The organism is Methylophilus sp. 3sh_L, assembly GCF_046766015.1.
Taxonomy (GTDB): Bacteria; Pseudomonadota; Gammaproteobacteria; order Burkholderiales; family Methylophilaceae; genus Methylophilus.
Window position 1 is genome coordinate 162,735 of the sequence record NZ_JBKOUF010000005.1, and the last position, 20,571, is coordinate 183,305.

General features: G+C 50.5%; 22 protein-coding genes and 1 tRNA gene. 7 read left to right on the forward strand and 16 right to left on the reverse strand.

Annotated features, from left to right (window positions below; translation table 11 throughout):
- Positions 1-575: 575 nt before the first annotated feature.
- From ACIDF8_RS11240 to ACIDF8_RS11250, 3 genes are all read left to right on the forward strand, one after another.
- Complete coding sequence (locus tag ACIDF8_RS11240; protein WP_412010704.1) at positions 576-1,361, forward strand: DUF2189 domain-containing protein; 786 nt, start codon at positions 576-578, stop codon at positions 1,359-1,361.
- A gap of 517 nt (positions 1,362-1,878) precedes the next feature.
- On the forward strand, positions 1,879-3,009 hold the full coding sequence (locus ACIDF8_RS11245; RefSeq protein WP_412010705.1) for a PEP-CTERM sorting domain-containing protein: 1,131 nt from the start codon (positions 1,879-1,881) through the stop codon (positions 3,007-3,009).
- 15 nt (positions 3,010-3,024) lie between these two features.
- Positions 3,025-3,672 (forward strand): PEP-CTERM sorting domain-containing protein, encoded by a 648-nt coding sequence (locus ACIDF8_RS11250; protein WP_412010706.1) that lies wholly within the window; start codon positions 3,025-3,027, stop codon positions 3,670-3,672.
- A gap of 332 nt (positions 3,673-4,004) precedes the next feature.
- On the opposite strand, the gene ACIDF8_RS11255 is transcribed toward ACIDF8_RS11250, so the two are convergent.
- Complete coding sequence (locus tag ACIDF8_RS11255) at positions 4,005-4,301, reverse strand: Arm DNA-binding domain-containing protein (protein ID WP_412010707.1); 297 nt, start codon at positions 4,299-4,301, stop codon at positions 4,005-4,007.
- A gap of 109 nt (positions 4,302-4,410) precedes the next feature.
- Positions 4,411-4,495, reverse strand: a tRNA-Leu gene (locus ACIDF8_RS11260).
- A gap of 54 nt (positions 4,496-4,549) precedes the next feature.
- On the opposite strand from ACIDF8_RS11260, the gene queA reads away from it, so the two are divergent.
- Together queA and ACIDF8_RS11270 are read left to right on the forward strand one after the other, a co-directional pair.
- On the forward strand, positions 4,550-5,590 hold the full coding sequence (gene queA / locus ACIDF8_RS11265; protein ID WP_412010708.1) for a tRNA preQ1(34) S-adenosylmethionine ribosyltransferase-isomerase QueA: 1,041 nt from the start codon (positions 4,550-4,552) through the stop codon (positions 5,588-5,590).
- Between the two features lie 56 nt (positions 5,591-5,646).
- Complete coding sequence (locus ACIDF8_RS11270) at positions 5,647-6,519, forward strand: hypothetical protein (RefSeq protein WP_412010709.1); 873 nt, start codon at positions 5,647-5,649, stop codon at positions 6,517-6,519.
- A gap of 65 nt (positions 6,520-6,584) precedes the next feature.
- On the opposite strand, the gene ACIDF8_RS11275 is transcribed toward ACIDF8_RS11270, so the two are convergent.
- Together ACIDF8_RS11275 and ACIDF8_RS11280 are read right to left on the reverse strand one after the other, a co-directional pair.
- The gene (locus ACIDF8_RS11275) at positions 6,585-7,226 is read right to left on the reverse strand and encodes a lytic transglycosylase domain-containing protein (RefSeq protein WP_412010710.1); all 642 of its coding nucleotides are present in this window, start codon (positions 7,224-7,226) and stop codon (positions 6,585-6,587) included.
- A gap of 65 nt (positions 7,227-7,291) precedes the next feature.
- Positions 7,292-9,001, reverse strand: coding sequence for a proline--tRNA ligase (locus ACIDF8_RS11280; protein WP_412010711.1), 1,710 nt, complete (start codon positions 8,999-9,001; stop codon positions 7,292-7,294).
- Positions 9,002-9,256: 255 nt separating this feature from the next.
- On the opposite strand from ACIDF8_RS11280, the gene ACIDF8_RS11285 reads away from it, so the two are divergent.
- A complete protein-coding gene (locus ACIDF8_RS11285) occupies positions 9,257-10,096 on the forward strand; it encodes a PEP-CTERM sorting domain-containing protein (RefSeq protein ID WP_412010712.1) in 840 nt (279 codons plus the stop codon).
- A gap of 3 nt (positions 10,097-10,099) precedes the next feature.
- On the opposite strand, the gene ACIDF8_RS11290 is transcribed toward ACIDF8_RS11285, so the two are convergent.
- From ACIDF8_RS11290 to ACIDF8_RS11345, 12 genes are all read right to left on the reverse strand, one after another.
- Positions 10,100-10,753: a hypothetical protein gene (locus ACIDF8_RS11290; protein WP_412010713.1), complete on the reverse strand. Its 654-nt coding sequence runs from the start codon at positions 10,751-10,753 to the stop codon at positions 10,100-10,102.
- Positions 10,722-11,231: a TPM domain-containing protein gene (locus ACIDF8_RS11295; RefSeq protein ID WP_412010714.1), complete on the reverse strand. Its 510-nt coding sequence runs from the start codon at positions 11,229-11,231 to the stop codon at positions 10,722-10,724. Before ACIDF8_RS11295 ends, ACIDF8_RS11290 begins: the two co-directional genes overlap by 32 nt.
- A gap of 9 nt (positions 11,232-11,240) precedes the next feature.
- Positions 11,241-12,062: a TPM domain-containing protein gene (locus tag ACIDF8_RS11300; RefSeq protein ID WP_412010715.1), complete on the reverse strand. Its 822-nt coding sequence runs from the start codon at positions 12,060-12,062 to the stop codon at positions 11,241-11,243.
- Positions 12,063-12,116: 54 nt separating this feature from the next.
- Positions 12,117-12,713, reverse strand: coding sequence for a LemA family protein (locus ACIDF8_RS11305; RefSeq protein ID WP_412010716.1), 597 nt, complete (start codon positions 12,711-12,713; stop codon positions 12,117-12,119).
- A gap of 130 nt (positions 12,714-12,843) precedes the next feature.
- Positions 12,844-13,626, reverse strand: a complete 783-nt coding sequence (locus ACIDF8_RS11310; RefSeq protein ID WP_412010717.1) for a hypothetical protein — start codon at positions 13,624-13,626, stop codon at positions 12,844-12,846.
- A 13-nt stretch (positions 13,627-13,639) separates the two neighbouring features.
- A complete protein-coding gene (rimI, locus tag ACIDF8_RS11315) occupies positions 13,640-14,101 on the reverse strand; it encodes a ribosomal protein S18-alanine N-acetyltransferase (RefSeq protein ID WP_412010718.1) in 462 nt (153 codons plus the stop codon).
- Between the two features lie 8 nt (positions 14,102-14,109).
- The gene (gene tsaB, locus ACIDF8_RS11320; protein ID WP_412010719.1) at positions 14,110-14,811 is read right to left on the reverse strand and encodes a tRNA (adenosine(37)-N6)-threonylcarbamoyltransferase complex dimerization subunit type 1 TsaB; all 702 of its coding nucleotides are present in this window, start codon (positions 14,809-14,811) and stop codon (positions 14,110-14,112) included.
- Positions 14,812-15,494: 683 nt separating this feature from the next.
- Positions 15,495-16,304 (reverse strand): 3-methyl-2-oxobutanoate hydroxymethyltransferase, encoded by an 810-nt coding sequence (gene panB, locus ACIDF8_RS11325; RefSeq protein ID WP_412010720.1) that lies wholly within the window; start codon positions 16,302-16,304, stop codon positions 15,495-15,497.
- Between the two features lie 84 nt (positions 16,305-16,388).
- On the reverse strand, positions 16,389-17,027 hold the full coding sequence (locus ACIDF8_RS11330; RefSeq protein WP_228518910.1) for a deoxynucleoside kinase: 639 nt from the start codon (positions 17,025-17,027) through the stop codon (positions 16,389-16,391).
- A gap of 13 nt (positions 17,028-17,040) precedes the next feature.
- Complete coding sequence (gene folK, locus ACIDF8_RS11335) at positions 17,041-17,535, reverse strand: 2-amino-4-hydroxy-6-hydroxymethyldihydropteridine diphosphokinase (protein WP_412010721.1); 495 nt, start codon at positions 17,533-17,535, stop codon at positions 17,041-17,043.
- Positions 17,535-18,881, reverse strand: a complete 1,347-nt coding sequence (gene pcnB / locus ACIDF8_RS11340; protein ID WP_412010722.1) for a polynucleotide adenylyltransferase PcnB — start codon at positions 18,879-18,881, stop codon at positions 17,535-17,537. The genes folK and pcnB overlap by 1 nt, the downstream gene beginning before the upstream one ends.
- 33 nt (positions 18,882-18,914) lie before the next feature.
- Positions 18,915-19,466 carry a cob(I)yrinic acid a,c-diamide adenosyltransferase gene (locus ACIDF8_RS11345; protein ID WP_412010723.1) on the reverse strand — a complete coding sequence of 184 codons (552 nt, stop codon included), beginning with the start codon at positions 19,464-19,466 and terminating at the stop codon, positions 18,915-18,917.
- A 62-nt stretch (positions 19,467-19,528) separates the two neighbouring features.
- Here ACIDF8_RS11345 and murI point away from each other — a divergent pair, with 62 nt between their 5' ends.
- On the forward strand, positions 19,529-20,308 hold the full coding sequence (gene murI / locus ACIDF8_RS11350) for a glutamate racemase (RefSeq protein ID WP_412010724.1): 780 nt from the start codon (positions 19,529-19,531) through the stop codon (positions 20,306-20,308).
- Positions 20,309-20,571: the final 263 nt, after the last annotated feature.

Below are 20,571 nucleotides of genomic sequence, written 5' to 3' on the forward strand. Positions count from 1 at the left end.
GTTTGCCAACCCAGAATTCAGCTTGTATCAACCAAATTACGTTTAGTTACAAATTTGTTACATGTTGTAAATTAGCACAAGATAATCGCAGTGACAAGACAAAAAATGCCCGGTGCCAATGTCATCAATGTAAATTTATGAATAGCCACGCTTAACAAAAAAACACTCTCACTCTACCAATCTCACAATTGCACTCCGCCTCACAGCCCCTTAAAAACGCGGCAAAGCAATTCAAAACCTTGGTTCTGCCATCAAGATAGTTGTGCTCACCCGCACCGCAAAATGTCACTTAAAAGCACAATCAAGAAAATATTCCGGTGGGTGTTGTCACATTTTTGTTGTTGCTTAAGCCACCATTCATGATTAAGCTAAACAACTCTCGGAACTGAAATGCACTCCGGGTGACGTGCGCAAAGCCTCAAAACTTGGCGCATTCAAAGCAGTTTTTTGTGTTGATTGATTAGAAATGCCAGTAGCGGGACCGCCGTCCACGATAGTGTATTTTTAGTTTTAAGACCGGCCCCACTGCCAGCAGCAATGAATGATAGCCATCATTTTTGACGGGGGCCAAACACATGGGCATACAGCATATTTCAGCCAACAAAATACACGCTGACGATGAATTTTTAATTCGCAAAGTCCCAATCCACATCATTCCGGACTGGCTACACTCCGGCGTCACTGACATTCATCTCGGTGGCCGTGCCAGCCTGTTTTATGGCATTTTTTTTGCGGCAACAGGCATTCTGTTACACACCATCTTCGCTGAAAATTACTGGCTGCTCGCCGGGCTCACTACCGGGTTTTTCCTGCTAGGACCATTTCTGGCCATGGGGCTATACGACCTGAGCAGACGCATGGAAGCAGGCGAACCGCCAGCCCTCACGCCCACCCTCACCGCTTGGCTACCCAATCTCATCAACATCACTCTGTTTACCGTGTTGCTGGTATGTTTGTTTTTAAGCTGGGTACGGCTCTCCATGACCATTTTTTCGCATTATTTTCATGGCGCGCTACCCACCTTTAGCGATGTCGTCATCAACGTATTCACCTTCAAACAGCCCGTTTTTCTGTTGGTTTATTTTGCCAGTGGCGCCCTGTTTGCCGCTGCCATTTTCAGTATCAGCGTCATTGCCATGCCCCTCATGCTAGACAGAAACACCAGCGCCTGGACCGCCGCCATTACCAGCCTGCGCACCTGCGCCCGCAACCCCGTCCCCATGCTGCTATGGGCTTTTTGTATTGTCGTGCTAATCGGCTTTGGCCTGGCGACCAACTTTTTAGGTTTAATGCTGACCATGCCCGTGGTTGGGCACGCAAGTTGGCATGTCTATCGGGATTTGATTGAGGTAAAGCACTAATCTACGCTTCTAACTCTTGATAAGGCAAACAGGGATCATGTCAACTTTCCCAGACCATTAATAGCCCATTAAGGCTATCGCAACTCACTTCTAGATTTCTTCTAAATTAGGCATAATCTTAAGAGCATTATTACGCTGTTTAATAACAATAAAAAATAATTAAACAGCGGTAGCTGCATCGCTCTAACAATAAAAAAGCAATTCAAAGCGTTAGTAGCATTAATGAGTTTAAACGCTGAAGTTACTCCAAGCTCATACAATCCTAGTGGCTTTGATTTAGTTTATAGCTTAATTAGGTAGCTTTACTCGGACATGTAAGATGCAAATCTACTTATCACCATACTGATGGCTTGATTAATAAAGTGGAACAATCGGTCTTTACTTAACACATCCGAATATATCAAGAGTCAAAGGACTAGCCTTCAAGTCATAACTAATATCAAATTAATCTGTTAACTTTTAAGTCAAAAATAATTCTTAATTTAGAACAACCACATTAATAATACAGGGAGTAGTAATGAAGAGAAGTAACTATCAAATAGCCAAAACTTTATTGATATCAGGCTTAATTTTCAGCACATATATCGGTACGATTCAAGCTGCTCAACCGTCCTATAAACTAACGGACCTTGGCGCACTGACCACTACGGGAAGCAGCGCTGCTGTTGATATCAATAATCATGGTCAAATCGTCGGATATAGTTGGGCCGCTGGCCAACAAACCTCAGCTACAATCTGGGATAAAGGGCAAATTTCACTACTTGGAGGACACGCATTAATGTCTTCGGCAACAGCTATTAATGACTCAGGCGTTGTTGTCGGATACAACGAGACAAGTAGTGGTCAAAATGCAGTAGTATGGACAAATGGACAAGCCACTATACTAGAAAGCAATACGGCAATTGCTCTTGACATTAACAGCCACGGGGTCATCGCTGGAGCAACTTATAATAGCGGTCCTACAATCTGGATTAATGGTACGATGGAACAACTACCTATCATTAATTCGTATTATTTCAGTGTTGCAAGAGGCATCAACAATTTAGGACAAGTCGTTGGATCGTATGAATTAACAACTGCAGATTGGCAAATATACACTCGGGCAGCACTGTGGTCTAATGGAAACGGTATTGATATAGGCGCAGCTGACGGATTCAGCTCAAGCTACGCTGAAAAAATTAATGACGCAGGCGACATTGTAGGTCAGAGCCATAATGGTTTTAATGGGGGAGCGCATGCTACCTTGTGGCGTAATGGAGTAGCTATCGATCTGGGAAGTTTAAATGACGGCACTGAGGCCAGTTTTGCAATGGATATAAACAGCCATGGCCAGATCGTCGGATATAGCCAATCAGGTTTATTCTCTCCCGAAAATAATGCACGAGCTGTCATTTGGTTTGACGATCTCAATCCAGTAATGCTGGACACATTAATTGATCCGCTTGACCCACTCTATGGTCAAGTGTCGCTATACACAGCTAAGGGAATCAATGACTTAGGACAGATCGTTGGATATGGATTGATCAATGGGAAAGAGCGTGCTTTTTTACTGAGTCCACTTACAACGGTGCCTGAACCAGAAAGCCTAGTAATGCTAATGGCTGGTTTAGGCTTAATAAGCCTATGTGTTCGTAACAGAAAAAACTAAAAGAGAGGATTTGTTTTGAAAATTGTTAAATATGTTGCTCTGACTTTGCTGAGCTTTGGTACGATAATCGCATCAGCTAGCGCACACGCTATTAATCGACTGGAGATTGAGTACTATGGCAATCTGCAAGATTCAACGTGGGGCGTAACAAACTCATATGTTTTCACTGATGCGACGGGAAATTTTTGGGCTTACACTCCATACTCAGGCAATCCAAACTATGAGCAGTCAGTCAGTTTTATATATGAGTCAAACGTTCGTTTTGAACGGTGGATAACTTTAGCCTTCTCACCAGATACTCTTGGCTTAAATCGATTAATTCCTGGCATTTATGAAAATGCAGTAAGATTTCCCATGAACACATACGGTCCCGGACTGGACTTTAGTAATACAGGCCAGGGATTTAATACACTTGAAGGTCGTTTCCAAATCTTTGAAATCGAGCGAGATTCTACGGGTAGATATACATCATTGGCAGCGAGTTTTGAAATAACAGGCAATAATGGAACAAGCAAATACATAACAGGAAAGCTTTGGTACAACACAGATGTTTTCGTTGGTCAAGTAGGTACAGTAAGTACAGTCCCAGAACCAGAAAGCATCGCTATGCTATTCGCAGGTTTGGGTCTATTAGGTGTTGTAGTACGCCGTAAGCAAGCTTAACTGAGGCTTGATGAATCAAAGGCCGGGATAACCGGCCATTATTCTTTCCCAAACGCAGGTAGAGGTTTACAAACCTGATTCAGATAGCTATTCATTTGAGTTTATATTCAAGCGTAGCAATTCATGCTGGCAGCTTATATCTATAACGGACCATTCTATTTGATGCTACCTGCTCATATTCATGGTCGCCGGCTGGTTGTAAGTATGATCAAACCTATGCCTCCGATTATACTTCCAGCCATCGTAAGCACTGCTGCCACTTCTATCTCCAATAGATAGACAGCAATCCAAGCTCCGGCTGAAGCAATAAAACCACCTATACGAAAAATCCGTCACCCTCCTCTCGCTATTTCCGGGAGTTTTCTTTCAACAAAATCGGTAAATACATAAAAGATTAGAGGAGCTAGAACACAAACAATCTGAGCAATAATCAGCTTTGAGTTAATATTTTCCATAAATTTCCAAAATCGCATCAATCTAAAGATCGGATTACCCAGATGACGGTAACGAAAACGCCACCCTTTAGCACCTTTACTTGGTATCAGTATGGATAGGCCTTGACCGTCTGTGATCGAATAATTTTTCTCAGCTGGTTTAGCATTGCGAAGCTGTGTATCAGTGAATGCCATATGTATATGTCAAGCGACGGTATGATATGAAAAAAGGCCTAGATTTTCATCTAAGCCTTTTAAATTCATACTATTTTGAGTCTTTTTGGTACTACTTGAGAGTACTTCGTGGTGCCGGGAGCCGGAATCGAACCGGCACGCCTTGCGGCGCTGGATTTTGAGTCCAGTGCGTCTACCAGTTCCGCCATCCCGGCATGGGATATAATGTTGGACATCAAAGACCGCTATTATAACCATAATTTTGACTTATGAGAACTCTAGATTTCGATTTTTATCTTCCATCCCATTTAATTGCCCAATATCCACTCCCTAACCGCTCAGAAAGCCGCTTGCTGGAAGTCAATGCGCAAGAGGTTTCCATTAAGGATAATTTGTTCAGGCAGATTGGCGAACAGTTTGCAGCTGGCGATGTACTAGTCTTGAACGATACCAAAGTGATCAAGGCGAGATTGTTTGGCCAGAAAGCCACTGGCGGGCAGATTGAGGTGATGATAGACCGCGTACTGTCAACGCAAGAAGCTTATGCGCAAATCAAATCATCCCGCTCCCCCAAGGCAGGTAGTATGCTGCACCTGGCGGGCGAAATGCAGGCTGAGGTGCTTGGCAGAGTGCAGGATATGTTCCATATTCGTTTATTGGGCGAACAGTCATGGTATGACTTTTTGGAGCAGTATGGCCAATTGCCATTGCCGCCATATATTGAGCACGCGGCAGATGCGACGGATGATAGCCGCTACCAGACGGTGTTTGCCAAGCATGCGGGCGCAGTGGCGGCACCGACGGCAGGCTTGCATTTTGATGAGGTGCTGTTGCAAGCATTGATGAATAAAGGCGTCCATGTGCGTTATGTAACGCTGCATGTGGGTGCGGGAACGTTTCAGCCGGTGAAAGTCGATAATATCGCCGAGCACCACATGCATAGCGAGGTTTACCATTTGCCGGAAGAGACGATTTCCACCATCTTGGCCGCCCGTGCGGAAGGCAAGCGAGTCACAGCCGTGGGCACGACTTCATTGCGGACACTGGAAAGCGCAGCACATGCAGGCAAGCTGTTTGCGCACCATGGCGACACGGATATTTTTATTACGCCAGGATTTGAGTTTAAACTGGTGGACCGGTTGATCACCAACTTTCACTTGCCCAAGAGCACGTTGATGATGCTGGTCTCGGCATTTGGCGGTTATGACTTAATGCGCGAAGCCTATGCGCACGCCATTGCCCAGTCTTACCGCTTTTTTAGCTATGGCGATGCCATGCTGATTACGCGCAAACAATCCGCCAAGCGTTAAACTTGCAGACTAAAATAGCGTCTACTGAATACTGATAAAAACTAGGATACGGAGATATGCAATTCATCCCAAAAACATTGAGCGGCCTGGCACTGCTATGCCTGTCGCTCAGCATCCAGGCCGACATTTTGCCTGAGGCCGAGATCGGCATCAAAATCCCGCTGGCTAAAAAACCGACTACACGCCCGATGGGTGTGGCCTACTTGCCTGCCAATCAGCACTATTACATTGCCGATGGTGGCTTGGCGCCCATGGGCAGTGAGTTTGAAGCGCCCATCTCAAAGTCTGAAGTGCATACGTTTACCAGCGAGGGGAAATATGTGCAGTCGGCAAAGCCCGGCTTTGATAACCGCTCCCTTTATTTCAACCCTAATACAGGCAAGATTGAAACCATTACCTACAACATTTCCAGCGCGGTAGGTTTTTTGCCCAATACAGGCATTTTTAGCCTGGATGTGGCGGAGAATGGCGAACTACTTGGCACCTCGGGCGAAATCTCACAATTCAACCCGGCCTTTGGCGACGCGGGCACCATGCCAAGCTACGATCCGGTGAGCAACCATTATTTTGCCAAGCAAGAAAGAGGCAATCTGGTATTTGTGGTAGATCCCAAGCAACGCGAAAAACTGCAAGAGATCAAGCTAGACTTTGCCAAAGCCAACGTGGCGCATGATGACATCAGCGACCACTTTGTCGCATTCACCGGCGTGGCGGGCAATGAGCTGGCCTTGTTAGACGTAGACCATAAAGCGGCACTGATTTTTGATTTGAACGGGCAATATGTGGGCAAGAGCGCCTTGCCAAAGACAATGAAACTGCGCTCACAAAATCACTTTAACGGACTAGGCTACACCAACGGCATGCTATTCGTTTACCATGAGTCTGAAGGTGAGTTTGGCACCTACTACGGATTCAAGGTCGTTAAATAAAGGCAGTCATATAAAAAAACCGCGCACAATCAAGCGCGGTTTTTTATTGGTAGCAAGGGTGCGTGTTACTGACCGGTCATATTGACCTTCATCACCTGGGCAGCAGGGGTGTAATGCCAGTGATTACGCCAAGCCCCCACCACCAGGTTAGGGTACTCCGGCTTGCCCAGGCTGCCATTGTAGCGGCCCAGGGCCCGGTAATAATCCCCGCGCTCAATATCCAGATAATGGCGCAAAATTGTGCAGCCATAACGTAGGTTAAGGCGCATATCAAACAGGTTATGCTCAGGCGTACCGATAGATTGCACCCAGAAAGGCATCACCTGCATATAACCTCTTGCGCCTACGCTAGAGACTGCATATTTTTTAAACCCGCTTTCGACATGAATCAGGCCTAACACCAGCTGCGGATCCAGCCCGGCGCGGGTGGCTTCATAATGCACGGACTTGAGAAAGTCTTCACGATAATGCGCATCAGGGATGCGCTTGGCCAGGCGGGCTGACATTTCTTGCAACCAGAATTGTGCCGCCTGTTCAGAATCAAAGAGTAAGCGTGGCGCAGCCAGGTCGCTGACGGATTTCTGCATCACCGCTTTAACGCTATTGGCCAGCGGCTCTTCTTTTTGATTGCCCGCCATGGAAGGCGCCGCCCAGACACACAGGCCGGTGACCAGCAAAGCAAACAGATAAACAAACACTTTTTTCATGTTGCCTATTGTAATCACAAGCGGCCTGCCCTTGGTTGGCAAAAAGAGGGAATAAATCCCGCTAATTATTCAGCAAGCTTGCCCTGCAAAAAAGCCACACAATCAGCCACTTGCAAGTTTTGTGCTTCTGCATCGGTACGGCCTTTGTATTCCACTTTGCCTTCAGCCAGGCCACGGTCACCAATCACCACCCGGTGCGGGATGCCCATGAGGTCACTCTCAGCAAACATCACACCTGGACGCTCGCCACGGTCATCCAACAGCACGTCTACCCCGGCTTGCAACAATTGTTGGTAGAGGTCAAATGCAGCTTGTTTCACCGCGTCGCTCTTGTCCAGGCCAATCGGGCAAATCACCACCGCAAACGGCGCCATGCTCAAGGGAAAAATAATGCCCTTGTCATCGTTGCCCTGCTCAATGGCGGCACCGACAATCCGCGATACGCCGATACCATAACAGCCCATTTCCATCACTTGCGATTGGCCGTTTTCATCCAGGTAAGTCGCCTGCATGGCTTCTGAATATTTGGTACGCAATTGGAAAATATGGCCCACTTCAATGCCGCGGCACAAATCTAGCGTGCCTTTGCCGTCTGGGCTGGCATCGCCGGTCACCACGTTGCGGATATCCGCAACGATCACTGGTTCAGGCAAATCCCGGCCAAAGTTGACGCCGGCCAAATGAAACTTAGGCTTATTGGCACCGCAGACAAAGTCACTCATCAGGGCGACAGTCTTGTCTGCCACCACACGCACATTCGCGTTTACGCCTACCGGGCCAATAAACCCTGGCGGGCAGTTCAGGTTAGCGCGGATTTCTTCTTCGGTGGCCAGGCGGAATTCCTTGACGCCTTCCACTTTGCCAAACTTCACTTCATTGAGTTGATGATCACCGCGCAATAAGGCCAGTGTAAAGACGCCATCGACTACCAATGCCACCGACTTCACGGTTTTGCTCACAGGCACTTGCAGCAAGTTGGCCACGTCTTCACAGCTGGTTTGCTTAGGGGTATCTACCTCACGCATTGCCTCAGTAGCGGCAGCCCGGCTGCCAATGGCAACGGCCTCAGCCAGCTCGACGTTGGCGGCGTAATCAGAGTTTTCGCAGTAAGCCAAGGCATCTTCACCACTGTCTGCCAGTACGTGAAACTCTTGCGAGCCATCGCCACCAATCGCGCCAGAATCTGCTTTCACTGCGCGGAACTTCAGGCCCAGGCGGGTAAAAATATTGCTGTATGCGCTGTGCATGGTGTTATAGGTGTTTACCAGGCAATCGACGCTGGTATGGAAAGAGTACGCATCTTTCATCAAAAATTCGCGAGCGCGCATCACACCAAAGCGTGGGCGGATCTCATCACGGAATTTGGTTTGAATCTGGTAAAAATTAAGCGGCAACTGCTTGTAGCTGCTGATTTCTTTACGCGCAATGTCAGTAATCACTTCTTCATGGGTTGGACCAAAACAGAAATCGCGCTCGTGCCTATCCTGAATTTTCAACATTTGCGGGCCAAATACTGCCCAGCGGCCAGTTTCCTCCCACAGCTCTTTAGGCTGTACAGCGGGCATCAACAGCTCCAGCGCGCCAGCCTTGTTCATCTCATCGCGCACAATGTTTTCCACCTTACGCAACACACGCAAGCCCAGCGGCATCCAGCTATACAAGCCGCTACCCAGCTTTTTGATCAACCCGGCACGCACCATGAGTTTGTGGCTGATCAGTTCAGCATCTGAAGGGGCTTCTTTTTGGGTGGCAATGAAAAATTGTGAGGCGCGCATAAGAATGTGTTTTTAATAGAAATCTAAAGGCGGAATTTTAGCCTTAAACAAAGACTTAGTCAGTAATAAACCATCGTCATGATTAAAGATTCATCTCTAACAAAAGCCCCGATCTCTTGAGAAGTATATTATTTACATTTATACAAAATTAATATAGATTCATCGCTACGACTAGTGATTTACATACCGCGTCGGTTGTGTTTTGCAGCATTTAATGAAAGTCCTGTATTTTTATAATTCTAGAAAGGCTTTGCTATGTTGTCGCAGACTCGTCGTACCCGCTCCATTCTCTCTACCATTTCCTTCTTAGTCTTAGCCTGTTTTCATGCTCAAGCTGAAGCAGCCCTTGTGAGCTACTCATCAAATAATGTTGATTTATTTTATAGCAGCATTAGCGACGTCACATGGACAAAAGACGCAAATTTACTGGCTACAATGATTGCTGAAAGCAGCTACAGCACGGTTGTAGATGCCATTATATCCGCGAACACTGGGGTAAGTTTTGGCAGTACTCCTCATTCCCTGACAAGCGCAGATTTCAGTAGCGTTGGCGAAACCTCATGGTGGGGAGCGCAAGCTTTTGTACACTATTTGAATCACATTAATTATGCTGGCAGTGATCAATGGCGATTACCCTCTGTGACCGACATTGGGAATGACGGCTGTACTTGGAGCTTGAGCGGGACTGACTGCGGTTACAGCTCTTTTACCAATGGGACTAATGCGGCCAATGAATTTGCAGAGCTCTATTACAAGGAACTAGGACTAGAGCCCTACGGTGGCCCTCGCAGCTCGTACTATGGCATCAGCACACCATTTAGCCAAGTGCAATCATTTTACTGGACAGGCACCGAGGTCGTGAATGCGGTGGATGGCGCATTCGAGTTTTTCGCCACTTATGGCTATCAGGAAGTCTATACAAAAGACTCAACCGTCTGGTTTGCTTGGGCAATCACACCTGGCTCCATCGTTCCGGTGGATGTGCCTAGCACGGTGCCGGAACCTTACAGCGCAGCGTTATTAACTGCAGGGATTGGCTCGCTGCTGGCGCGAGCAAGACAGCGCAGATTAACTGTCACTCGCCGTCAACTCTAGCAATTATTTGCGTTCAATGATGGGGCTATCGGTGGGGATATAACCGTCTTTCCAGGTGGCCATCGGCACAATGGTTGCCGGATAGCCATTATCATAGAACCAGCTATCAACGGCATATTCGGCCTGGTTGGCCTGCTCGCGGATGACGGCCGTCGTGTGTGGCCAGCCGGTAAAAAAGAATTTTCGGGTACGGGTATCGAGAATATCGTGATAGCGGATCAGGCCAGCCTGCTGCATCAGGCGCATATAGGTGGTGCTGTTGATCGCTTCGTCGTTGCAGTCTTGTTGATGCAGGTATTCACTGTTGTTAAAGGTCCCGGCCCTATCAGCAGCGGTGCCAATTTTGGTGCCGACGATGTCTTCTAGCATGCCGATGGCCTTGGCAATGGCCGCGCGTTCGTCCTCAGCATTCGCTGGCAACGGGGTAAACAATTGCGTCACGTTGTCCCATTCTGCAGCGGTCAAACTAAGGGTGTCATACTGGACGCAACCGCCACCTTGGCAAATCTCAAAAGAGTGCAGTGTCGGGGTGGTGTGGTAAATGCGGTAAATCTCTTTCAGGTCAGCCTGGGCAGGCAGCGCAGTGAAGAGGCTGGCGATGCATGCCAGCAAATAAACCAATCTGCTAGAGAACAAGGACGCGGTTGGGTAACTCATTGCGCGGCACGGCCTCGGGCGGGAAATGTGTGGTCAAATGTGCGCCAATGGCTTGAATACCGTACAGCACGCCTGCTTCAAACTGCCCACTCCTGAACATCCTTTCCATCTGCTGGCAGATTTGCTGCCACCCTGCTTGCCCCACCTGGCGATGAATGCCGCGGTCGGCCACAATTTCAACATCCTGATCGGCCAGACATAGGTAAATCAGCACACCGTTGTTATGCTCGGTATCCCAGATGTTTAAATGACCAAACAAGTGAATGGCGCGTTGCCGAGGCGTCACACCTCGCAGGATAGCATACGCAGGCAGGCCGGACTCAATGACTACCCGCATTTCACCGGCATGATGGTGTTCATTTTGTGCAATGGCATGTTCAATCTTGGCAAGCGCATGTGCCGAAAACAAGGCCTTTACCTGGCGCGGATGGCTGCACGCATGCTTTAACCAGCGTTTGATCGGATGGATAGGTTTCATTTGTTTAGTCTACCAGTCACCGGAAGCCCCACCACCGCCAAAATCACCACCGCCACCACTGAAGATATCTGGCCCGCGACTGCCACCAGAATAACCGCCAAACCCACCTGGCGAATAAGGCATCCCACCGCTGCCTCGCCCGCCCATGGCGAGTGTAAAGACAAATGCCGCCAGGCCGACCAAACCCATGACCAGCAAGGAGGCCCCCAGGAATCCTGCCAGCACACCCAACGCACCGCCGGTCACCAGGCTGCCCGGAAAATCCCCTAACATGCTCTTGAAAATCGCCCCGGCGATAATGGCGGCAAACATCAAAATCGGCAGCATGGTCATCCAGTCATCCGCACTTGAACCGTGTGGGGATGACTTCTCTGGCGCAGGCAGATGCTCACCCTCAATCAGTTTGATCAGGCTATCCGTGGCCAGATCCAGGCCGTGGTAAAACTGGCCCTGCTTGAAGGCTGGTGCCATTTGTTCGGCAATAATCCGCTTGGCAATAGCATCCGGAATCGCCCCTTCCAGGCCATAACCCACCTCAATCCGCATTTTTCTGTCGTTTTTGGCAACAATTACAATTACGCCGTCATCCTGCTTGTCGCGGCCAATTTTCCAGGCTTCGGCCAGGCGAATGCCAAATTGTGCGATGTCTTCTGGCTGCGTGCTGGGTAATATGAGCACCGCAACCTGCGAGCCGGATTGCTGCGAAAACTGGCTCAGTTTCTGGTTGAGGGCGGCTTGCTGCTCCACACTCAAGGTCTGCGTCAAATCGGTGACGGCTGCCTGCAAGGTAGGAATGGCAACCAGGTCTTCTGCATGACTCCGTAGAGTCATGCAGAAGAAGAGATAAATAAGGAGGAATGCTTTTAAACGCAAAACCACCAACCGTTACTTACTGTCACCAAAATCGACTTTAGGCGCGCTTGAAATGGCTTTTTCGTTTTCTACGGTAAACGATGGCTTGGGCTGATAACCAAACATCATCGCGGTCAGGTTGTTCGGAAAGCTGCGCACAGCCACGTTGTATTGCTTCACCGATTCAATGTAGCGGTTACGCGCGACGGTCACGCGGTTTTCCGTGCCTTCCAGCTGCGCCTGCAAGTCCCTGAAACTGGCATCGGCCTTCAGGTTAGGATAGTTTTCTGACACCACCATCAAGCGCGACAATGCACTGGTCAATTGACCTTGCGCCGCCTGAAACTTGGCAAATGCCTCAGGATCATTGAGCAGCTCGGGCGTCACCTGCATGCTGCCGACTTTGGCACGCGCCTCGGTCACTTCGGTCAGCACTTTTTCTTCATGACTGGCATAGCCTTTAACAGTAGACACCAGGTTAGGCACCAAGTCTGCCCGGCGCTGGTACTGGTTGAGCACCTCTGACCAATTGGCCTTGGTTTCTTCATCCAGGCTTTGAAACTGGTTATAGCCGCAGCCTGACAAGGTCAGGGTCGCAGTGACCAGCAACATATTGAATAAACGACGCATAGTTAAGACTCCAGTCTTCAATCACTTAAAAATAGTATTTTTTGGCTTGCCTGGCATGGCGGCCACAATCATTGCGCCAGGCATCCGCTCTGTTTCATTTCAACTTAAATGCGGCCGGAGGCTGGCTTATTCAAGCAAGCACTTCGTTTTTCTTTGCTAGCAATAAACACAAGTCGTGCCAGACTTCGCGCTTAAGCACAGGAGTTTGCAACAGGCTTTCCAAGTCATGCGTGATCACACAATACATATCACCAAACGTATGTAACTCACCGCGTACGTCGGTGATATTGTCATATTCTGCACCTAAAAATTGATTAGCTGCCGCCAGCCCAAACAGCACGCAAAAGCGGCTGCTCACCTGCTGACGTTGCAGCGGGTTGTGATGCACGCCGAGCTCATCGGCAGGCAACTGTAGGGCTTGCACAATGTTTTGCAGTAACTGCATGCTGTGTGCATGACCGGGCGCAGGCGTATACAGCAGCCAGGTTGACTCCACCAGCAACGCGACTTCAAGCTCGACGGTGGCGATCTCGGCCACAGGCTCTGGTAGCGGCGCCTCTTCCATACTGGCATCATGGTCAACGTGAGGAGTATCCAGCGGCTGCAGCGGCACTTGTTCATCTGCATGTATCTCTGGCTGCCAGGCTGGGCTAGACGGCGTGTCCATGGGCAATCGCACGGCAATTTGCCCGGGCCCGGGCAGCTGCTGAATAGTCGCAGCCTGAGCAGTCTCTGCCACTGGACCAGGCATCACCGCCGCTGCCGGAGTCTCTTCAGCCACTATCATTCCAGCGGGCTCAGCGACGGCTTGTGTGTGGGGCGCTGTTGAAATATCCAGCACAGGCGGCGTACGCATCCGCCACACTGGCAATAATTCCAGCTCACGCAGCATATCGTCACGGTTCAAGCTCATGATGCGCCCCTGTTCATAACGCCAAGCCCATTAACACCGCATCCTCGCGGCCGCTCTTGGTCGGATAATAATTACGGCGTATGCCCATTTCACAAAACCCCATCGCTTCATATAAAGCAATCGCTGCGGTATTGCTCACGCGCACCTCTAGAAACATATTAGCCGCCTGGTAACGACGGGAAATCTCCACCATCTGCGCCAGTAAAGCTCGGCCCAGGCCCTGCCCTTGAAAGGGCTTGGCCACACTGATATTGAGCAAATGCGCTTCATCCAGCACCATCATGACCAGCGCATAGCCAACCAACTCGCCAGCCAGCTCCATCACCCAGGCGCTATGGCCTGCATTTAATGAATCCCTGAAGTTGCCCAGCGTCCACGGATGGCTATAAATGGTTGGCTCAATCCGCATCACGGCAGGTAGATCCTGCTCGGTCATCGGCCGGAAACGGGGCTGTAGATGGGGTAACGCGCTCATATCCACCCTTACAAGGTTTGCCCTTGCGCACGCTCGGCAGCGGTTAACGCTACCCGGTTACGCACATACAAGGGAGCCGCCTCATGTGCTGCTTGCCCCGAGCCTGCCGCAAACACAGGCTGAGCCAAAGCGAGCATGGGACTGGCTTTAGGCATCATCTCAGGCGCCACCCCGGCTAACTGTGACGGATATTGACCGGACAACTCTTCTGTAAACACACGCCAGCCCGAGCCAGCGCCCAACCAACCTTCGCCCGCGATCGCAGGAACCTCGTGCGGCTTGCATACGACAGGCGGGCAAACCTCCACCCACTGATCGGCCTGGCGGATATAGGCAGCGTGATACACCTCCCCCATACGCGCATCGAGGCACACCAACACCTTGCTGGCTTGGGTTTGCTGCCATGCCGTCTCAGCCACCGCCAAAACCGAGCTGATTCCCACCACTGGCAAGTCTGCACCAAAAGCCAAGCCTTGTGTCACGCCGACGGCGACACGCACACCCGTAAACGCACCTGGCCCCATGCCATAGACGATGCCGTCCAGCTGAGGCAACTTGACGCCAGCCTTTATCAATAAATGTTGGATTTCCGGCAAGATGCGTTGCGAAGCGGCAGGGCCGGTGACTTCATCAAACGTCAATAACCCGGCCTCGGTTTGCAGGGCCAGAGAAAGCGTTTCAGTGGAGGATTCGATGGAAAGTAATTTCATGGTCACAACCTAAGGCGCTATTGTGCCATAGGCGTTTAGGCAATGCTAAATATAGATATGGATCAATACTGCAACGTATTATTAATATGCTCAATTAGCCTTACCGTGATTATTCACAATACAGAAAAGCATATGTTGATCCTGCCTTACTTGAGATTGATTTCGCCTGTAGGCGAGTTACTTTCTGTTGCTTGCCCCACAGAAAGTAACCACAACGAACGAAGTGTTGCGGCGTAGGCTAACCTTCAGGTTAAGCCACATCGTGGCGGCCGTAGCCAAAAAAGACGGCACCCAGCCATCATGGCCTAACGGCTGCCTTGCGTTGCTCAACAAAGTAAGCGGTCACGAAACTCGCCCTAGCAGCTTGCACACAGCGCAAGCTGCTGCGGAGCTCAGACAGTCGCTCCCTTCTTCCTTACTTTGTCTCCGCTACTCAGCGTGATGGGATGGGACTTATCTCGCCAAACGCACAGCTTAGAAATTGGGACGATTAAAAACTCAAATTCTTTTATTTAATCCACAAAGGGGAGCGCTCGTGCTTTTTTGAACCCCTATCTGCCGCGCCGAGTAGCGCAGGCAAAATAAGATGAAGCGAGCGGAAGCTAGGGTGTCTTGTTCTTTGCCTTCTTTCTTACGGAAAATCATAAGAAAGAATGGTCGCCGAAAAGGCGAAAAACCTCGGCCTAGTAACTATGCCGCTCCTCAGGAAAACGTCCTTCCTTCACGGCTTGCACATAATGCTCCACCGCGCCTTGTACACTGCCTCCCTGTTGCAAAAAGTTTTGCGCAAATCTAGGCGCTTTGTAGTCTTGGGGCATTTTTTCAGCCGGGCCGGTATAAATGCCCAGCAAATCTTGCAATACCAACACTTGGCCACTACAGCCTGCCCCGGCACCAATGCCTATGGTTGGCACTTGAATCGTTTGCGTAATTTGCGTTGCCAGTGCAGCTGGCACCATTTCAAACAACACCATGCTCGCGCCAGCCTGGGCCATGGCCTGAGCATCCGCCAGCATGGTTTGCGCGCTTTCTTCGGTCTTGCCTTGGATTTTATAGCCTCCCAATTTTTCTACCGATTGCGGGGTAAACCCAAGGTGTGCGCACACGGGCACGCCGCTCTCAGCCAGATAACGTGCCGTTTCAACCATGTCGCCACCGCCCTCAATTTTGACGATATGCGCACCTGCCGCCAGCAAGGTTTGCGCGTTAGCGAGCGCTGTTTGAGGGTCGTGCTCATAACTACCGGCGGGCATGTCACTCATGATCACCGTGAGTGGTGCGCCTTTGGCGACCAGACGCGTGTGGTAAATCATGTCTTGCATGGTGACGGCTAGGGTATTGGTGCCCCCTTGTATGACCATGCCTAGCGAGTCGCCGACCAGCAATACATCAACGCCAGCCAATGCCAGTAGTTTGGCGAAGGTCGCGTCATAGCAGGTCAGCATGGCGATTTTTTCGCCGGATCTTGCGCGTGATAATAAGGCGTTAAGCATAGTCGGCTGTGGCGATTGAAATAATGCTAAAGAATAACATTCAAGGATGGGCAACCCAAGCGTTTGCCCATGAAGGTATCTGCATTAGAAGTTTGGATTAAAGTACTCGCGGCTGCTTTTGATCTGGCCAATCCGTTCGATTAGCAAATCAAAGGCTTCCGGGTCTTTGATGATATTGAGCTTTTCATTATTGACGATCAGCAAAGGGGAGGCATCGTAGGCATGGAAAAATTCGCTGTAGGCTTCGGCCAGGCGGGCAATATATTCGCGTGGCATGTCTTGCTCATAGCTGATATTGCGCTCTTCAATGCGGTCCATCAAGGCATCCACCGGGGTTTGCAGATACACCACCAGGTCAGGCTTGGGTGCTTTGAGTTGCAAGTGCTGGTAAATCTGGTGATAGAGCGAATACTCTTCATCATCAAGGTTCAAGCGGGCAAACAAGGGGTCTTTTTCTAGAAAGAAGTCAGACACGGTCGGCTGGCCGAACATATCGCGCTGCGCCATGTCCTCAATCTGGCGTGAACGCTGAAACAGGAAGAACAATTGCGTGGGTAGCGCATAGCGCTGCGCATCCTGGTAAAAGCGGGTCAGAAAAGGGTTGGCCTCGGCTTTTTCAGACAGCAGCTCTACAGAAAATTTATCTGCCAGCATGCGTGCCAGCGTGGTCTTGCCACTACCAATCGGACCTTCGATGACAACATAAGGGAAGCGGGTAAACATGAAGATTGCTCGTCTAGCGGATTGAATTCGGATCCAGTTTGCGCACGTCGTCGTGCTTGTTGGTTGCCAACCATTCTACAACACTCTGCCCGGATGGCAGCACATAGTCTGGCACAATTTCAGCCAGCGGCACCACCACAAAGCCGCGCATATGCATGCGTGGATGGGGCAAGGTGAGCAGCGGGGTATCCAGCGTCATGCCGTCATAATCAAGCATGTCCAAGTCGAGAATACGGGGCGCATTGGGGAAAGGACGTTCGCGGCCAAACTGTTGTTCAATATCGAGCAATAGCTGCATTAGCTGCGGCGCAGGCAGCGGTGTGGAAACCTGCACCACTGCATTGATAAAGTCTGGCTGGTTATCATAGCCCACAGGCGCCGTGGCATAAAGACTGGAGGCTTTCAGTAAAGTCAGGCCTGGCGTATGCGCCAAGAGCTCAATGGCTTTGCTGACCTGCTTCTGTGGTTGCTGCAAATTGCCGCCCAGGGCAATCAAGGCCAGCGCCATCAGACAGCTTCCCCACCGGCAGATTTTTTCTTGCGTGGTTTGCGTCTACGTTTTTTCGGGCCGCTTTCCGGGAGCAACATGGCGGTACGCTCCTCGGTGCCGGCATCGGAAAACCGTGTCCACCAGTCACCGATCTCTTGCGGTAGCTCGCCTGAGGCACAACGCAACAGCAGGAAATCATACCCAGCGCGGTAGCGCGGATGTGTCAGCAAGGCATAAGGGCGCTTGCCCGAGCGCTGTTCAAAGCGCGGCTGCATGGCCCAGATTTCTTTCATAGTGGCGGTATAGCGGTTATGGATCGCCATTTTCTCCGCCTGCTTGTCGATGACTTCGTTCATCGCCTCATGCAGGGCCGGAATCATGTGCTCGCCACGCTTCTGGTTTTGTTGCCAGGCCAACAACACTTCATGCCACAACAAAGTCGCAAACAAAAAGCTGGGGTTAGACGACTTGCCGGAAGAAATACGTTCATCGGTATTTTTAAGCGCCAGCATGACAAACTTTTCACCTAATGGCTGCTCCAGCACCACATCCAGCAATGGCAGCAAGCCATGATGTAACTGCTGTGTGCGCAATGCACCAATGCTCTCAATGGCATGCCCGGACAAGAACAGCTTGAGCATTTCATCAAACAAGCGGCTAGGCGGCACATCTTCCAGCAAGTCAGCCAGCTTGCGAATAGGCATCTCGGTATCACGTTCAAGCTTCAGCCCCAATTTGGCGGACAAGCGCACAGCGCGTAACATACGCACCGGGTCCTCCTGATACCGCGTGGTAGGGTCCCCAATCATGCGCAAGGTTTTGGCACGGATATCCGCCACACCATGATGAAAATCCAGGACTTCCTGACGTTTGGGATCGTAATACAAAGCGTTGGCAGTAAAGTCACGGCGGACCGAGTCTTCCTCTATCGAGCCAAACACATTGTCACGGATGATACGGCCACTGTCGTTCGTTTCAGCATCCCCTTCGCTCTGATGATGGCCGCGGAACGTAGAAACCTCGATGGTTTCGTGCCCCCATAACACATGCACCAAGCGGAACCGGCGGCCGATAATACGCGAGCGGCGGAAAATCTTGTGCACCTGCTCCGGCGTGGCATTGGTCGCCACATCAAAGTCTTTAGGCGGGTGATTCAGCAGCAAATCGCGGACAGCACCACCGACGATATAAGCCTGAAAACCGGCTTTTTGTAGCTGGTCGCAGGTTTTGAGTGCCGCCTGGCTAATATGCTTCTGGTTGATTTTATGCTTGGCCGCCGGAATGATTTGCGCCGCGGGTAATTGAGTATGGGTATTCGCGCTGGCACGGCGACGGAATACTTTTTGCAGTAATTGTTTAATCATTATTTTGCATTTCGAGCGTCAGCCAAGGCTGCGCTATAGCTTATGTTGGTTATTCCACAATACATCCGGCACACCTGCATGCCGGTTCAGGGTTCTACACAGGACAAACAGCAAATCAGACAAGCGGTTCAGGTATTGCAACGCCACCGGGGTCACTGCAGATTGCACATGCAAGGCATGCAATACCCGTTCAGCGCGACGGCATACTGTACGCGCCAGATGACACACCGCTGCTGCCCGGCTACCACCAGGCAAAATAAACTCTTTCAGCGGCGTTAGCGCTTCGTTCCAGCTATCCAGCGTGATTTCTAAAAACGCGACACGACCTGCCTGCATAAACGTATGGCCAGGCATGCACAGCTCGCCCCCCAGGTCAAACAAGTCATGCTGGATCGCGAGCAGGCTATCGCGCACATCCTCGGGCAACGACTCGACCAGCAACATGCCTAATACCGCATTCAGCTCATCCACATCACCCATGGCTTCCACACGCAGGTCAGACTTGGCAACACGCGTGCCATCACCCAGCCCGGTTGTCCCACTGTCGCCGGTACGCGTGTAAATCTTGCTTAGCCGGTTGGCCATTCCTGTCACCCGTATAAAATCCGATATAATCCAGCCATTATAAATCATACCGTGCCATTTCGATGTGCTCAGCGATTGCAGTCAACGCCCCGGTCGGGGTCATGGATTCCGGGGTTGGCGGCCTCACCGTCCTCAAACACTTAACCCGCCAGCTACCACATGAACATTTCCGCTATTTTGCCGACAGTGCCTACGCGCCTTATGGCAACAAAACCACCGCAGAGATTCAGCAACGCTGCTTTAGCATCGCCGACACCCTGATAACCCAAGGCAGCAAAGCGCTAGTCGTCGCTTGCAATACCGCCACGGCCGCCGCGATCGCCGCCATGCGTGAGCGTTACACCTTGCCCATCATCGGCATGGAACCCGCCGTCAAACCCGCAGCGGCTGCCAGCAAAAACGGCATTATCGGTGTGCTCGCCACCACTGGCACGCTTAAAAGCGCGCAATTCGCCGCCCTGCTAGAGCATTACGGGCAAGGCGTGCAAGTCGTCACCCAAGCCTGTGTCGGCCTGGTCGAATGCATAGAACAAGGCCAACTCAACACCCCGCAAACAGTTTCACTGCTGCAGCAATACTGCCAGCCGCTGATGGCAGCGGGCGCAGATACCATCGTGCTGGGCTGCACGCACTACCCGTTTGTGAAAAAACAGATTCAAGAGATTGTGGGGCCTGAAGTCACTTTAATTGATACTGGGGCAGCTGTTGCCAAGCGCCTGCAACAGGTGCTGGAGCAAAAGAAGATACTCAATACAGCTAGGGATGCTGGGAATTTTGTGTTTCTGACCAGTGGGACGGAAGAAACGGAGCGGGTGATGCATCAACTCTGGAACGCTGAATAATTAGGCGTATCTATTTAAATTAAAACGCTGCAGAAAACAATTCTGCTACATTTGGATGCTTTGGCAAATCTTTGTAACATTCTCTTTCGCCTTTTGGCGAGTCACTTTCTGTTGCTTGCCCCACAGAAAGTAACCAAAGAGGACGGCACCCAGCCATCACGGCCTTCGGCTCCCTTGCGTTGCTCGACAAAATAAGCCGGTCACGAAACTCAACCTAGCAGCTCACACACTACGTGAGCTGCTGCGGGATTTGGACAGTCGCT